This is a genomic window from Companilactobacillus kimchii DSM 13961 = JCM 10707 (genome assembly GCF_001435445.1).
In the GTDB taxonomy this organism is placed as follows: domain Bacteria; phylum Bacillota; class Bacilli; order Lactobacillales; family Lactobacillaceae; genus Companilactobacillus; species Companilactobacillus kimchii.
On the sequence record NZ_AZDH01000020.1, the window covers coordinates 1 to 16,934 of the forward strand.

Here is a 16,934-nt window from a genome sequence, read left to right on the forward strand (position 1 = left end):
GTATAAAAAAATCGTGTCCGTAGAATTAATCTACCAACACGATAAAGTTTAGAACCATTATTCAAAGTCCAATTGATGGTCCCCGTATATTTACCACTGGAAACCGAATCACCATCTGAATGCAACAAGATTCCGGTACTCTTCGACCAATCTTTTGTCACATCAAAAGTACCAGTCTCCGAGTTTTCAATTTCTGAATTACTAATGAGTGTCGGCGATTCCAAATCAGCTACCTCACCCTGATCATCTCGATAAAACATTTCACCGTCAAAAGTTTCATTCTTGTCATTCACTAAAGAAGTAGCGCTGGCTAATAGGGACCACGGTGAATCTTTAGCAATCACATTAACTTGCCAATCGCTATTCCGAATTACATCCCCGGAATAATATGATTGGATATTAGCAAATGAAAAATTACCATCGCCTAAATCAAGTTTCAACGATTGCGCATCAACTGTGACCTTAAAAGTCTTTGTCTCTGACTTATTGTTGTAGTGATCATTGGCCGAGATCGTTATTGTATGTGTACCTGGGCCTAGAATCTCTTGTTCAGGTAAATCATTTCCAGCATCAGAACTACCGTAAAATGGAATTGAAAAATCAATCTTCTTACTATCATCAGTAGCCGTAACCGCCATTTGACTCAAGCTTTTGCCATCGACTGTCACGTTTAGAAGGGCTCCTTCACTCTCAAAGGCACTACCATCGGCATAAGTAAGTGACCCTTTCAAATTAGTGCTAGTAATAGTTGAAATCTCAGTCGATGACAAACTAGCATCCAAATTGAGAGTTTTAATTTTAGGATTACGAATAACAAAATCAGTCGCCATCGCATCACCAATATATGTATCACTGGCAAAATGAGCATGACTAGATGGTACCTTCGTATTATCAGCAACCGTTGTCGGTGTCGTACCAGTTAAAGTAAGTGTTGCCTGATTATTAGTTGTATTCAACACATTCGTAACCAAACTGATTGTGTGGGTCAAAACTCCGGTCTTATTAGCTGTGTCAATTTCTGAATTAGAAATATTTTCCGTATTGCCATTAGCAAATTTAATTGAAGCCCCATAATTTAAAGTAACGTTTTTGGGCACATCAATCGTCGTTTTGATTTTACCAACGTCTTCTTGTCCACCATTATATTTCAAATCATATTGTAGCTTCAGATTATCTCCTGCATTGATTTCATTATAATTAGAAGTCAATTCACGATCATTTTGAGTAGTATCAAAAATTTTAGCACCAACTGAAACATCAGCCAACGAAGATAATTGTTCATAAATCAACTGAGATTCACTTGCTACCGTATTACCAGCACCAACAAAACCCCAAGTAACCTTTTTATCACTGCCTAAATTAAATTTACTCAAGTCGATTTCAACCGTTTTATCTGCCTCGACTGGATTTGTAGCAGAATCTACTCCAGTATTAGTGTTCGGTGTACCATCAATATTCTTATCATTGAATTTATAAGTAACATTAGCTGTCTTACCATCATTATTCGGATTATACAGAATTGAAACATGATGCCAACCGCTATTTGTACCAATCGTCCGATAGATTGGTGACTGATGGATCAATGAATAAGCCCCATTACTCAAAGGTAAATAAGATTGTTCATCATCCGGATATCCTGAAGCAATATGAATTTTGTCACTGCCTAATTGAGTGCTATCCAGACTCGAATCTTTGTCAAAGGCATTATTCACCGTCCCACTAGTATTAGGATAATTATCAAATTCTAGTGCCCAACTATTTTGAATAGCGTTCGCCAAATGGGATGTGTTCTGATCCGCTGCCCAAACACCTAATGTTTCCATCGGTGCCGTCGCATTGCCATTCAAAGTTGACAAGGCATTAGTGCCATTAGGATCGTTTTGCATAACGAATGCTAATCCACCACCACTAGCAGTGTCTACAGGAATTTTTATCCAGAATGAAAAATAAGCATTCTTAGTGACATCCATCTTATTATTCTCATTTGACCATAAAATCCCATTATTATTTTTACTACTCCAAAAAGTCATGTAAACCGTATTACTCAAAGTATTATTAACAACAGCGGCTGCATTCGTTCCACCATTGATCAAACTGGATGGTTTAGTAAAAATACCATCCTTTGCCGGTCTACCTATGATAGAACCGTTCGGTGTATATCCCAAGACATCATCATTACTTAGCCCAGTTGGCGTATCATCAGCTTTAACTGTCACTCCACTAACAAAAACGACCGCAACATTAATAAGAAGGAATAGAAAACCTCGCCAAAGATATTTAGTCTTCAAATTAAACACCCTCTTTCAAACCACTTGTAAACCTTATTATATTCTCAATAAGAAAATATCTCTACTTCATAAAAAAAATAATAAAAAAATACTTCAAGCACTATTCACTTGAAGTATTAATAGTTATTTCTTATGACGAGAGAATTTTTGTAATCTTAAATTTTAGTTTTATTTATTAATCGTCCAGTAATTCGACTTATCAAAAACTCCTTGTTGAACGAGTTTATTATATTTTGCTCGTACAGACACAAATGAATCTAGTTGTTTATTAATACCATCTATATCATTATCATTACTATATTCATATGGAACTGAATCTTTGGATAAATCCTCTTTCAATTGATCTACATTTAATCCCAGCTCTTGAGCCTTAGCGTTATTTACTTGTAATGAACCAATTGACTCATGTGCTTTTGCCAGTGAATCATGCATTACTTTAATGAGTTCATTATAATTATTGGAATTGTATGCATAATCCAAAGCACCATATATTGATCTACCATTGAACTCATCTTTATACTTCAGTGAATTACCAGGTTCAGAATTGAACATACCAGCAGAATAACTAATTGCTAACTTTACATCATTATAAAGGTCTTTTATATCAGACACATCTTTACTCTTTTTTGCCCATACATAAGTTCCTGCCCTATCTGGTGTGTAGTTTGTTAAAAGATCGTCTGAGGTGTAAGTACTTCCGTTATTTATATTATCTCCATTTATATCCTTGACATTTCTCCACTTTCCTAAATAATCACCTGATTCCTTAACAGCAGGCAAACCTGTATTTGATCTAAATTTATTCTTTGATCCAAGAACCAAAGTATTTAATCTAGAGTCATCTTCAAACATTCCCTCCGTTTTACTTACATTAGACATATCAAAACTACTTAAATCTAAATTAGTTAAGCTAAAATTCCACATAAACATATGAGACATATCAGTTACTTTTGATGTATTAAAATGACTCACATCTAATTCATTTAAATCATTCAGACGGCCAAACATATCGGACATATCAGTTACTTTTGATGTGTCAAAATGGCTTACATCCAAATCGGTTAACCTAAACATAGCATAAAACATATCAGACATATCAGTTACTTTTGATGTATTAAAATGACTCACATCTAGATTTTTTAGTACAAATGTATCAAAAAACATTCCACCCATGTTAGTAACATTCGATGTGTCAAAATGACTCACATCCACATACCTAAGTAACCTGTCATCAGTAAACATATCATCCATTCTATTGACTTTAGAAGTATCGAAATGGCTTACATCCAAATTAGTTATACTAGGCATATTAAAGAACATATCACTCATATTAGTTACATTTGATGTATCAAGATTACTCATACCGTTCATAGAGGTGAGACCTGTTAAAGCACTAAATAAATTTTGACAATTAGCAGGTAAGATTAATTTCCCTGTGAAATTAATCTTCTGTAATCCAAAATTGGGTCTATTCCTATTCCATGGCGCATCAGATGCTTCACCTGCTTGGCCTCCACTTACAGTTATTTCGCTAGCATTTTGATCCCAGCTCCAGGTAGCTGTTCCCCAAGTACCCGTTTTGATATTGCTGTTGGTCTGCACCTGATTGTTGGTATTTACCACACTGCTATCACTAACTGTATCCGCATGTACTGTAGATACATTATTAAGAGTGGTTGCTGCTGACATTATTGCTGTTGAAACGGCAGCGACTATTAAAATACGTCCCAATTTGAACCTATAACTTTTCAATATTAATCCCTCCTAAAACATATCGTGATCCCGTAATCGGTTCCATTCTAACACTCAGATATTTAATCGCAAAAAAAGCCCTCCACCTGACCAAACAGATAGAGAGCTAGAACATATTTTACTATTTCTTATAACGTGAAGACCTTGTATTACCGGATCTAGTAGCCTTATTAGGATCATTCTTTGGTTTTCCACCGAATCTCAATCCACTACGACCTTTAGGTCCTTTACCGTTCTTGTTACGTTGTGAGTAGTACAAGTACATCCAAACGACAATTATGATTAAAACAATAATTCCAATGATAATACCAATCCACTGTTTATTATTACTCTTCTGCTTAGGACTGATAGCTTCTTTAACACTATCGACTTCTTTTTGTTGAACCGATATATTTTTATCAAATGATTGTGAGAAACCAGAATCATTTTTCAAAGTAATATGTGCTTTGTAAGTTCCTGATGTCAATTTACTAATCGGAATAAAGTAATTGAATTGTGAATTAGGCGCAATTTGCAAATTGTCAGCGTTGTATTTAATCGTCTTACCATTATGCTTGATACGAGCAGTCAATTTAACTTTATTAATGTTAATTGGAGCTGTGTTATCTAACATGTAAGAAATACCAGTTGACCCCGCTACAGCTCTTGGTGCAGCTGAAGTTAAATGCATACTAGGCATTACTCCGTCATCTTTTGAACGTAAAACGACACCCTTAACGTAACGCACTTGATTCTTAATATTGATATTTTTTGACTTAGTAGGACTGACTGAAGCTGTAGTAGTAACACCACCAAGAATAATTCCAGCGTATTCCGAATCCGGCGACTTAACTTTGAATTCAACTGTCTTATTCTCACCAGTATCCAACTTTACAACTTGCTTTCTCGAACCATCAACCAATGACGTCAATGAAGGAAGTTTTGATTTGTACAATTTAGCATTATATTTGTCATAGCCAATCACACCCGAATCAGCTGTATAAGCATTATTGATTTCGGCAGTGACTGTAATTGGTTTCGTACCAGTATTCGCAATTAAAACTTTTAAGGTTTGTTCCTTCTTAGGAGTTATCTTCAAATCAAAATATGACTCGTTCTTGTCAATCTGATTGTCAGGTAAAATTGCTTGAATCGCATAAGATTTGTCTGGTGCAGCCTTCACCGTTGTCGCTGGTAAAAAGGCAATCAATAACATCAACAATGTTGAGAAAAATAATATTATTCGTTTTTTCATATTTTTAACTCCTACCTGAATACCAAATAGCCCAAAAAATAAGGAAAATCAATGATACTAAGACACAGACAATCAGAATATAAGTTGTAGTCTTGTTATAGATCAAACCTTTACAACGTTTATTAATATCATTTGCCTGATCTTGCGTAATTTTATACGTCTTATGGAAAGTCCACGTGGCTTTTCCACTCCGGGCCGCACCCTTAACAACGTAAGTTCCAGCTTCGATTGGTGTAGTATTTTGATCAAAATCTACTGGAATACGCGAATTAGGAGCGACTTTAGGATAAGTTAAATCTGCGACCATTTCTTTGGGTCCAAGATTAAATCTATCTAGCCAACTTTTACGCTTTACAGTCATATGAATAATAACATTTTTCATCATTCCTGGTTCTTTATTTTGAAGATTTACTATCATATGAGGTTTTTTATCAATAACATCTAGGCCCAAATTACGGAGACTCAAGATTCCCCCGACCGGTTTATTATCATCAGTTATCCATACTGGAACATTAGCATTTCCTGAAGAATTTCCACTAATATCATATACGTTAAATCCACCCAGAATCAAACCATTAATTTTACCCTTAGGTAGTTTAACTTTAAAAGTCAAATCCTTCGTGCTATTTGGTTTGATAGTTATTGTCTGTGGCTTGGTCATATCGGAAAAAGAATACTGTAGTCCATATTGACCAGCTCTAACTACATTTTTATAGACTATTTTCCCATCCATCGAAGTTGTAGCATTGGTAGGTTGGATTCTCAATCTCAACCTTTTAATACCAAAGTTACCAATAGATATACGCAATGTTCTTTCAGAATTTGCTTTACCCACAATTTGGAAACGATCAGTAACACCACTCGAATCGTCTTCAATTAATGGAGTTACCGTGATGCCATCAATATCAGCCTTAGCTGTTTCCTGATCAAAAACAACAAAACTCATTAAACACAGTATAAATGACAGAACAAACATAACTTTTTTATTCATAAACATACCTCTATACTCTATAACATCAATGATACTAAAAAAGCCGCTCCAAGTCTTGGAACAGCTTAATTTATTTTTTTATTATAAATATTAACGACGACGTCTTCTTGAGGTATTGTTTGAATTATTATCTTTATTATTATTTCTTCTATCTAAGTAGATACCCAAACCAAGAATAATTGCTAATGCTAAAATACCAAGAAGAACATATAGCCATAAGTAATTAGGCTTTTGCCCAGCTAGCTTATTATATTTAGCAGCTTGATCGTTGGTAATTGAGAAGTCCTTATTCAAGACCCAACTCTTAAGACCACCGGCTGTTTTGTAAGTAACTTTCAAATGATATTCACCAGATTGAAAGCTTCTCTTACCCCATGAAATCCCTAAATTATAATTGGTTGTTGGAGCAATATCTTGAGCTTCATAATTCTGTTTAATTTTGAAACTTTTGTCACCTTTTTTAGTAACAACAGCAGTTGCACTCAAAGCACCTGCATAACCATTTGTTGAATTATGGACATTGGCATTCACACCTTGATGACTTCCACTTGAAGTAAGTACTAAAGCCGGTCTAACCGTTCGAACAGAATATTTAGGGGCTTCATTCTCTGCACCCTTTTGTTTTATCTGAATTGGAATTGAATAACTAAACTTATTCTTGATTAACGTACCATTGCTTGAAACAGTTCCCTTTGCTTTTTCCTTATATGGTGATACTGTTACACCACCCATTATCGTTCCATTATACTTTGACTTAGGGACTGTAACTTTAAAGGTCAAAGTTGCCGTTTTATTGCCTGGAACTTTGAAAACGGCATCCTTTGGAGTTGCATAATTTCTAAGTGGGTACTTCAATGAAGGATCAGTAACTTTTGTTTTATCAAAAGCTAACGTTCCTTTGTCATTTGTATAGGCTGTAACAACTTGAAATTTAAATTGACGAGTGTCACTAGACTTATTTACTACTAACAACTGAAGATCAACAGTTTGCCCAGGATCACCGGTTACGTAATAATTTCCACCATCTATATTCAAATTATCACTGTTTTGACCACCAACTTTTAAAGCATAGTCACCGGAAGTAGCGGCATTGACCACATTGCCACCAATCCCAAAAGTAAGCAGAGCAAAAATAAACGACAACACTAATAATAAACTCGTTTTTCTTTTTCCCATCATAATCCTCCGATAATACTTTTCTGATAACAGTTACATTATAAAATAAAAACCACTACTAATGTAGTAGTGGTCTTAATTTATAATGTATTATTTATAAAATTAAAGTTCTGCTTAAGGTTCTACTGTAGGTGTAGCTGTCAATGTCCAAGTAATCTTAGCATTATATGACTTAACACTTGGTGTTGTTCCACTAATTTGTGAACCCTTTGATAGATCCAATGAAACATTGTCATCCTTTGGAGCATATGATGCATTAATAACACCAGTCTTATATGTATCCTTTGCTAGGGTTGCAATTGTTCCTGGATCACCAACAGCATCAGCATCTTTACCTGAAATTGAGATTGCATCTGTATTCAAAGCATCATTTGCAGCTGATCCTGTATTAGCAGTTGTAATATTAGCACCATCGCCATCAAGTAAAGCTGTCTTACCTAAGTTCAATGTAAATGGTTGAACTGCAGCTGACTTATCGGTTGATGAGAATCCTGTAATACCTGCTGTTAATTTGAAACCAGCAGCTGACTTACGTGAATCAATAATTTGAACAGCACTGTTATTGTTTGATTCTGATTCTTGATTAGAATACTTGTTTTCTTGTAGATTTACTTTTGAGCCAATTGCAGCTGTACCGAATCCAAAGTCAGGAACTTCATTCAGCATTAGGACACCATCGGCAACCTTAACGTTAGCATTTGAATTCATTGTTGCTTCACTAGTAGTTGTTGTTTTGCCACCATCTTCATAAGCAATTGCCAAACCACCATGTTTAGCAGCATCATCTGCTGTTGCCAAACCTGTAACATTACCGTTATCGTCAACACTACCAGTTGTTGTTGCAGCTTGTGCTGTCAATGCTGGTGCGATTGCTCCTAAAACGATTCCTGCTGTTGCTAATGATCCTGCTAAAACACTCTTAGATAATTTCATGATATATCCTCCCTGATATAGAAAATTATTTTTTTGTTTTTGTCTTTCTTGATTACAATTAGATAATACCAAATTTTACGAACCGTACATCTCATAATTTGTAAAAGATATTTATCGGAATTGAATCATTTTGAAGCTCTTAAATCAGTTGAAACCATTAAGCTTTTGCGGAGCTTATAACCGTAAAAAGCGAATAGACCAATCAAAATCGTAAAGCCGGTGATGATCAATCCGGTATCACTTGCATCGCCTGTCTGCGGATAAGTTGACATATTGTTAACGTTAACTGAGGGAGTGTATCCAGATTCAGTCATCTTTGACTGAGTCCCTGTACTTGTCCCTGTATTATCGCTACTCAATACCACATTAGCATTTGTACCACCGCCGCCATCTACGCCAGATGACTCTGACTTGCTAGCGACGACCGCCATCGGTGCTGATCTGTCAACGCCACCTCCTGTTGTACTGTTAGATTCAGCTATTACACGAGTAAAACCAAATCCTCCAATTACGCCCAACAATATAACGGCAATCGCGAAGAAACCGACTATTCGCTTTTTGACTGTGAGACTTTTTCTAGTTCTCGTTCTTTTTTTCATATAAAAACCTCTCATCAAAAGTCAGTCTATTTTCTCCTTACAAGTAGTATAGTACCATCCGTATACCATTCACTTGCTCCGAAATAATTAAGAATTTCTTACAAAAAGTGAACTATTTCTTCAGAAGGTAATATCTGACTATATTGCTCTGGGTTGCGAATGGAAGCGCTTGGTCGGCACTGTAGATATATTTGAACCCTAATTTCTCTAAAATCTTCTGAGGAACTTGATTTTTCTCTTCAGTGGATGCCCAAACTTCTTTCAAGTGCAACTGGTTGAATCCATAATCAATCACTAACTGCATTGCTTCTGTTGCAAATCCCCTTTGTCGATACTTTTGATCGATAGCAAAACCTATTTCTCTTGTCAGAGCAAGGTCTGCAGACTCTCCACGATGATTGATCTCGATAATTCCTACCATTGTATTATTCTCTACTTCAGCAATGACATTGGCATCATCTCTTTTGCGATACATTTCAAACAATTGATGAACATAATCTGAATCGGTACTGTACTCCAATCCCGCCAATTCATGATTGGCTTTATCACCGACTAATGCTTGAAACTGGGGAAAGTCAGTTTCCGTAAAATCTCTTATCTTAATATCTTTTCCTACTATTAACATGGCACCACCTCAATTTGCAATCTAATTTCTAGGTTTTTATTTTGCCCTACCTTATAATAGGTCTAGCGTCAAAAAAGAAAGGGTGAATATTCGTATGAATTTGGAATTTAAAGGACAAACTGTTGCCACAATTGGTCAACCTCTATCTGTTGGAGATAAGTTCCCTGACTTTACCGTATTAAATAAGAACAATCAAGAAATCAAGCTCAGTGATCTACTAGATAAGCCATTATTGATTAGTGTCGTTCCTAATATCAATACTAGTGTCTGCAGTATTCAAACTAAACATTTCAATGAAGAAGTCGATGGTCATTCAGCTATCAACTTCGTTACCATTTCTACTAACACTGTTGAAGAACAAACTCACTGGTGTGCAGCTGAAAATGTTAAGAACATGCAGATGTTAGCTGATGTCAATCGTGACTTTGGTAAGAAATCCAATCTTTGGATCAAGGACTTGGACATTTTGGCACGTTCAGTCTGGGTAGTTGATCCTAACGGCGAAATCACTTACTCTGAAGTAGTTCCAGTACAAACTGACGAACCAAGTTATGATAAAGTACTGGATCAGATTGACCAAATGAATTAGATTCAACGAACCATTTAACATTTGTAACATTCCTATACAAATGTGAAGAACCATTCCTGATAATAATACATTTCAACAAGAAATCTCGACCAATTTACAATAAATTGACCGAGATTTTTTTAGTTTAACGACGACGATGTTTGACAAAAGTTACAAAGTGCAAGATACAGGCCAGCAAGACAAAGAATATTATCGTAAAACTAGCATAATTCAACCAAAAATTATTACCGATCCATCCCGAGAGTGGTAATTGAATCCCCATTGTTATTAGTGCCATTATGGCAATCATAAAGAATAGCTGTATATATCTTTTCACGGTTGAATCATCCTTTCTCTTTCTGACAGAAATCTTTTTAGCATACTTTTGACACAGTTTCTTCTTATTATATGGAATGGTTTTCATGCCAAAGGTATTAGGTAAAACTATTTCCCCTACTTTAATTACTCCAGCGGCTGACATTACTCGATCAATCGTCTTAAATGAATCGTCGGTCACACCAGTAACAAAGTTTTCTAATGTAGAAACGTAGCAAGAAGAAATACTCAAGTAATGTTTATTCTTGAATGGCCCGGGTATCGTATCACCATTTTGTTTGAAATAGACAAACTTAGGTCGCATACAGTCAAAGAAATTCTTTAGAACCCCTGACAATTCTCGCCAATAAGTTGGTGCAGCAAAGACCCAGACATCACTGTCCATCAGTTTTTGCGCTAACTCGTCCAAAATGGGATTATCTTCATGATATTTATGCGGCGTAATATCATAGTTCTCTAAAAAGATTGTTTCTGTTTCGACTCCACTATCAACATTTTTCAACACTTCATCCAACATTTGGGCATTGAGACCATGTTCTTGATGGGAGGCCAAAATTCCTAATATTTTCATATCTTATTTCCCCTTTGTATATAAGTCTAATATACTCAAATATAAGATTCAAAACACTAGCATTATTAAAAAATTGTTGCTACAGTATGTTTAACTAAGGAGGTTTTGAATTTATGAAAGTTCTTATTATTGGTGCCCATGGTAAAATCGGACACCTACTAATTGGTGAATTACAATCAAGAAACATCGAATTTGTTGCTGGATTGCGTAGTCAAGAACAAATCAAGGCCTACAACGAAAACAATATCGAAACTCAATTTATCGATCTAACAGCTTCTCTAGACGATATTAAGAATTCAATTGAAGAGTCTGGAGCTGACGTTATCGTCTTCTCTGCTGGCGCTGGTGGTGCTAGTGACGCTTTGACAGTTGAAATTGATCTCGATGGTGCTATCAAAACAATGATGGTTGCCGAAGCAATTGGAATCAAACGTTATATTATGGTTAGTTCTGTCTTTAGTGACAATCGAAATAAGTGGGACGCAAGTGGCATCAGGCCTTACATGACCGCAAAACATTACGCTGACGATCATCTGCGTGGCACTAGTCTCGATTACACAATTATCCATCCCGGAACACTAACTAATGAAGATGGAACTGGTAAGATCAAATTATTAGGACCTAATGAAAACGACACAATTCCTCGAGTTGACGTTGCTAAAGCTTTAGCATTAATTATTCAGAATTCATCAACAATCGGTAAAGAGTACACCTTTGCCAGTGGTGATCAGCCTGAAGAAGATATATTTAGTTAAATATCGAAAATAATAGTCAGTGACTCAGCTTGAGTTGCTGGCTTTTTTAAATATAATTCGTTATTTGATTATTCATCATGTACTTTTTAGATAATAATTATAATTATATAGATATAAATACGAACAATTATACGAATTGTAGCTTGAATTAATCGTATTTCACTTGCTATTTTCCATAATTTTTGTAATACTTTCTAAGTAATTAAAAACTTAGGGGGTTATATCATGGAATCATCAACAGATTCAAATCGTAGCTTCATTGAAAAATTATTCCATCTCCAAGAAGCTCAGACTACTGTTAGACGTGAAATTCTAGCTGGTTTGACGACTTTTGTATCAATGGCCTACATCCTCTTTGTCAATCCGCAAGTTCTAGGGGTCGCGGGTATGAACAAAGGTGCTGTCTTCACAGCTACTGCTCTTTCAGCAATCTTAGGTTCTATTTTAATGGCATTATTAGCTAATTATCCAATTGCAATAGCTCCAGGTTTAGGTGATAATGCCTTCTTCACTTACTCGGTTGTACTAGCCATGGGAATCCCTTGGCAAACCGCAATGGCTGGGGTCTTCATGTCCAGTATCCTTTTTCTCCTAATCTCCGTTCTTAAATTACGTGAATTGGTTATTGACTCAATTCCACATGATTTGAAATTGGCTATGGCATCAGGTATCGGACTTTTCATCGCCTTTGTTGGACTACAAGGTGGTGGCCTAGTTGTTGGTAGTAAATCAACCCTTGTCGCTATGGGTTCATTAACAGTTCCCACAACTTGGTTGACTATCTTCGGACTAGTTGTAACTGGTTTACTAATGGCTAAAAAAGTTCCTGGTTCAATCTTTATCGGTATGGTACTAACTACCATTTTAGGATTAGTAACCAAATTGATTCCTTTGCCAAAACAAGTTATCTCTACTATTCCAAGTATGAAGCCAACTTTTGGTGTCAGTATCGCTCACTTACCTGATCTTTCCGATCCAAAACTTTGGGCAGTCGTTCTAGTCTTCCTACTTGTAGCCTTCTTTGATACTGCTGGTACTTTGATTGGTTTAGCCGAACAGGCTGGTTTCATGAAGAACAACAAGATGCCTAGAATTGGACGTGCTTTGATGGCTGATTCAATTTCAATGTTAGGTGGTGCTGTTATGGGTACTACTCCAACTGCTGCTTACGTTGAATCTTCTGCTGGTATCGCTATCGGTGGTCGTACAGGATTAACATCCCTCGTTGTCAGTATCATGTTTGCCATTGCCATGTTCTTCTCACCACTACTGACTGTGGTAACTTCAAATGTTACCGCACCAGTATTGATTATTGTTGGTATCTTAATGGCTCAATCAATGAGACAAATTAACTGGAACAGATTTGAAATTGCTATGCCGGCTTTTCTTACTATTGTAGGAATGCCTTTGACATACAATATCTCTTACGGATTTGCTTTCGGAATCCTCTTCTACCCATTAACAATGTGGGCTGCAGGTCGAGGCAAAGAAGTTACACCTATTATGTACATCCTCTTCTTCGTCTTCGTAGTTCTACTTTACTTTATTAACATTTTGCCAGGTTAAAAAATGAATCTTAGTATGAAAAAGAGGCTCTAATTACGATTAGAGTCTCTTTTTTGTCTTAAATTTTACTATGATTTACTTCTTCAATTATTAGCTCCATAAGATTAGATATTATTGAAAAATTGTTTTCACCTTAAGATCATACCTATTATCCTCAATCAGAAACAACCATCTTTTATTAATTTGATATGCCACAACATGTCATTAATTTAATAAAATTCAAATTATTATAATTTATATCTTATATATAGCATATATTATATTTTGATATTATAATAATCGTGAAAGCTTACGGATAATGTATTTTTAAGGGGAAATTAATATGAATTATCACAAGTTATGGCATAATTTATTACCTATGATTATGTTCTTTTTGACGTTAACAATTTTTTCTATATGTACGACCAATGTTCATGCGGTTGTTGACTTTTCCAATGTGGCACCATCAAATGATTCTGTCCTGAAGGCTGCACCGAATGGAATGAAGATTGGTAATCTGTTTGAATATCCTACGGTTTATTCAGGTTCCAAGAATATCAACAACTCTGTACAAATTCTAAAAGCTGGTGGCTCGAATCCTAATCCTGTCGATGTAATTCAAATGACAGGTAAAGAGGATAATGCAGTAGGCTCTATTTGGGGACGTATGACCAATCCCGATGATTCCACTGAATCATACAACTACTTTGATTTGACTAAAGAACAAACTATCACTGGTTGGATCTACGTTGGACCAACGTTCAATGTTTCTGGTGATGGGATTGCTTTAGTCTTACAAAACGACGATAGAGGTATCAACGCAATTGGACGTTACTATAAAAAGGCTGGGTTACTTTCATTTATTGATCCCGAAAAGAATTATGCAGCTTCTGGTGAATCTCTTGGTGTTTATGGAGGAACTTCTTCACCTGCCACTGTTTCTGACTCAACTGAGTTTGCTGGTAATGCTATTCAGAACAGTTTTGCCCTTGAATTTGATTCTTTCAATAATTCAAGTTCAAGTGCTGGTCTTAAAGATGGTGTTGAACAATTCAATGACAAAAAAACAGATGACCTATTCGATGGTTTATACGATTCTCATCTAACACAAGAAGCTAAAGGCCAACATGTTGCTTGGGCCTATCCAGGTGATCCAGACACATACGTACGAAAGATGGCTCTAACTTATTACTTCTTCGGCATGCACCATAATAATGTTATATTCAACGCCACTATCGGTGGTTATGACTCTCTTACTGGTGCTACAGGTAAAGATGCTTGGCATCACTTTACTTTCACTTACAAGCCTGATAAGGATGATAGTAACTATGGCTACATCAATTACGTCTACAACGATCGTGAAACTGACGGAACTGTTAAGCCATATCATACTTGGGACAAACGTCCTCGTGATATTGATGGTCCCATTAAAATCGATTTGAGAAAGTTTAATTTAAAAGATGGTCAGACTAAGATTCGTTGGGGCTTTACCAGTTCAACTGGCTCCCCTAATTCATTGCCTGGCTATAATGACATCATCCTTGAAAAAATTCCGGCTGTTGCTGATGTTATTGATGCATCCAGTCTTTATGATGTTACTCAAAATCGTGCTATCAAAGATCTTGATCGTCGTGATACAAATCCAACTGATAGTGATTCAGACTATACGGTTGATGATGGCGATAAATTAGCCTTTAATTACAATTTGAAATACAATTCTGGTGCTATTGGTACAGGTGATATTACCGCCGAATTACAACTACCACAACATGTACTTTATCAAAATGATAGTAACAATCGAATCGGTGAAATTACCTATCCCGACAATCCTGATAGTGTTACTTACATCAGTGCTTCACAGTTGACCACGTCTAAAAATGCTGACGGCGATGAGGTTCAAACACTCAATTTGGATCTTGGTGCTCTCTCCAAGAAGAGTACCGAACTTAACATCAAAATCTACGGTACTGCCAACGCACCTACTAGTAATACACTTACTTCAACCACCGTCAATCCTGAACATACTTCCTATAAGAGTGATTACTATAACGCCGATGTTATGAGTTATGGTTTCAAAATAACTAATCAAAAACTACAAATTGCAGCCTCAAAAGACAGCGAGACACAAAAAGTCAAAAGTTCTGATGGCTTCAAACTAGAAGGAACTGCTAGTTACCTATTTAGTTCTAAATTTAGTGGTGACGACCTCTCAGCTTATGGCGAAGTCTTTGATGCCGACGGTAAAACTACAAATATAAAGAGTACTTGGACCGTACCGGTTTCTAAAGATGCCACGACAGGTGACTATTCACTAGATGTTCCCCAAGGCACCTTAGATCCAGGCGATTATAAAATTAAAGTTTACCTAACCGACAGCCAAGGCCTTGTTTCTAATACCGTAACCTATAACATCACCATAACCGATAGTGAACTGGTCATCACTCCTGACAAAACTGATATCACAGTTAATGATAATAAACCAGTCACGCTATCAGGAAGCTACAAATATTCTGATGATTCTCAATTCAAGGATGAAGATGCCACCAAAACTTATGAGATTACCAATCCTGATGGCACCGTCCATAAGATTACCAAAACTGTGGCCCATGATAAAAAGATCGATATTGCTTTGAAGCCAATTGCTTATGATAAGCCTGTCACTCAAACTTTAGATGATTATCTAAAGAATCCTGCTGAAGACAACGTCTTAGCTGAAGGTAAAAATACTGTTAAAGTCACAGTTCAAGATGGAAAATACGCTAGTGCAAGTACAACAATCACTGTCAATGTGCCTAAACTTACGCCAAAAATCACTGCCAAATCTACTGACTTAACTGTCTTAGGTCCTAGCGGTAATGTCTACTTCCCAATAGATTTCACTTACGGTAGTGACTACGCCCTCAACTATCATGATTTAACTGGTATCTTCACAGTTGACGATCAAACACCGATTAATCTCAAATTGCCTAACCCAACTGAAGCTCAAACTTCAAGTTTTGATATGAGTTTCAACTTAACTGGTGATCAATTGAAACTACCTACTACCAAAGATACTTCTGTGGTATCCGTCTACTTCACTGATCCGTATGGGCGAAAGACTAACACAGAATCCTTTAACTTGAAGATTTTAGCCAAAGCTTTGGAATTGGACTTCAACAATTATCGCTTCAAAACAATTGATCCTAAGTCATTTAAACCGGGATATATCGCTCGTTCTGGCAACTGGGATTTGAATGTTACAAGTTACAAATCCGGTTGGATTCTAAGTGCTCAAGCTGGCAATTTAGACTACGCATCAACTGACGAGCAATCTGGTCTCTCGATGGCATTCGTCAATAAAGATGATTTAGCTACTCCATTGAGTATGAATCCTATGATTGCTAAAGACAGCAGTTTAGCAGCTCATACAGTTGATATTAGTGATCAATGGAAATCTGATAACGGCATTCTTTTGAAAGCTAACACTGTGCCAAGAGCTGGTGATTATAAAGGTCAAGTTCACTGGAATTTAACTGAAAGTCTATAGAAAAAGAGACCCTTGCGGGTCTCTTTTTTGTACTC

13 protein-coding genes are annotated in these 16,934 nt (G+C 36.3%); 4 read left to right on the plus strand and 9 right to left on the minus strand.

Features of this window, described 5'->3' with window-relative positions; genetic code table 11:
* The 8 genes from FC97_RS10290 to FC97_RS10325 form a co-directional block, all read right to left on the minus strand.
* A partial coding sequence (locus tag FC97_RS10290) for an L-type lectin family protein (RefSeq protein ID WP_056968195.1) occupies nt 1-2,288 on the minus strand: 2,288 nt, incomplete at its 3' end.
* Between the two features lie 168 nt (nt 2,289-2,456).
* The gene (locus FC97_RS10295; protein ID WP_054643843.1) at nt 2,457-4,040 is read right to left on the minus strand and encodes a BspA family leucine-rich repeat surface protein; all 1,584 of its coding nucleotides are present in this window, start codon (nt 4,038-4,040) and stop codon (nt 2,457-2,459) included.
* Between the two features lie 121 nt (nt 4,041-4,161).
* Nucleotides 4,162-5,274, minus strand: coding sequence for a DUF916 domain-containing protein (locus tag FC97_RS10300; RefSeq protein ID WP_054643842.1), 1,113 nt, complete (start codon nt 5,272-5,274; stop codon nt 4,162-4,164).
* A 4-nt stretch (nt 5,275-5,278) separates the two neighbouring features.
* Complete coding sequence (locus FC97_RS10305; RefSeq protein WP_054643841.1) at nt 5,279-6,265, minus strand: WxL protein peptidoglycan domain-containing protein; 987 nt, start codon at nt 6,263-6,265, stop codon at nt 5,279-5,281.
* A 90-nt stretch (nt 6,266-6,355) separates the two neighbouring features.
* Nucleotides 6,356-7,444 carry a DUF3324 domain-containing protein gene (locus tag FC97_RS10310; RefSeq protein WP_082397603.1) on the minus strand — a complete coding sequence of 363 codons (1,089 nt, stop codon included), beginning with the start codon at nt 7,442-7,444 and terminating at the stop codon, nt 6,356-6,358.
* A 111-nt stretch (nt 7,445-7,555) separates the two neighbouring features.
* Nucleotides 7,556-8,374 (minus strand): WxL domain-containing protein, encoded by an 819-nt coding sequence (locus FC97_RS10315; protein ID WP_054643839.1) that lies wholly within the window; start codon nt 8,372-8,374, stop codon nt 7,556-7,558.
* Between the two features lie 125 nt (nt 8,375-8,499).
* Nucleotides 8,500-8,973 carry an LPXTG cell wall anchor domain-containing protein gene (locus FC97_RS10320; protein WP_054643838.1) on the minus strand — a complete coding sequence of 158 codons (474 nt, stop codon included), beginning with the start codon at nt 8,971-8,973 and terminating at the stop codon, nt 8,500-8,502.
* Between the two features lie 112 nt (nt 8,974-9,085).
* Nucleotides 9,086-9,598, minus strand: a complete 513-nt coding sequence (locus FC97_RS10325; protein ID WP_054643837.1) for a GNAT family N-acetyltransferase — start codon at nt 9,596-9,598, stop codon at nt 9,086-9,088.
* 94 nt (nt 9,599-9,692) lie between these two features.
* On the opposite strand from FC97_RS10325, the gene tpx reads away from it, so the two are divergent.
* Complete coding sequence (gene tpx / locus FC97_RS10330; RefSeq protein WP_025085618.1) at nt 9,693-10,187, plus strand: thiol peroxidase; 495 nt, start codon at nt 9,693-9,695, stop codon at nt 10,185-10,187.
* Between the two features lie 124 nt (nt 10,188-10,311).
* Here the strand turns inward: tpx and FC97_RS10335 are convergent, their stop codons facing one another.
* Complete coding sequence (locus FC97_RS10335; RefSeq protein WP_054643836.1) at nt 10,312-11,073, minus strand: flavodoxin family protein; 762 nt, start codon at nt 11,071-11,073, stop codon at nt 10,312-10,314.
* Nucleotides 11,074-11,186: 113 nt separating this feature from the next.
* Between FC97_RS10335 and FC97_RS10340 the strand changes: the two genes are divergently transcribed.
* The 3 genes from FC97_RS10340 (at nt 11,187) to FC97_RS10350 (ending at nt 16,899) form a co-directional block, all read left to right on the plus strand.
* Entirely contained in the window at nt 11,187-11,828 is a 642-nt protein-coding gene (locus FC97_RS10340; protein ID WP_054643835.1) for an SDR family oxidoreductase, read from the plus strand.
* A 225-nt stretch (nt 11,829-12,053) separates the two neighbouring features.
* Nucleotides 12,054-13,394 (plus strand): NCS2 family permease, encoded by a 1,341-nt coding sequence (locus FC97_RS10345; protein ID WP_054643834.1) that lies wholly within the window; start codon nt 12,054-12,056, stop codon nt 13,392-13,394.
* A 322-nt stretch (nt 13,395-13,716) separates the two neighbouring features.
* Complete coding sequence (locus tag FC97_RS10350) at nt 13,717-16,899, plus strand: L-type lectin family protein (protein ID WP_056968197.1); 3,183 nt, start codon at nt 13,717-13,719, stop codon at nt 16,897-16,899.
* The last annotated feature ends 35 nt before the right edge of the window (nt 16,900-16,934 follow it).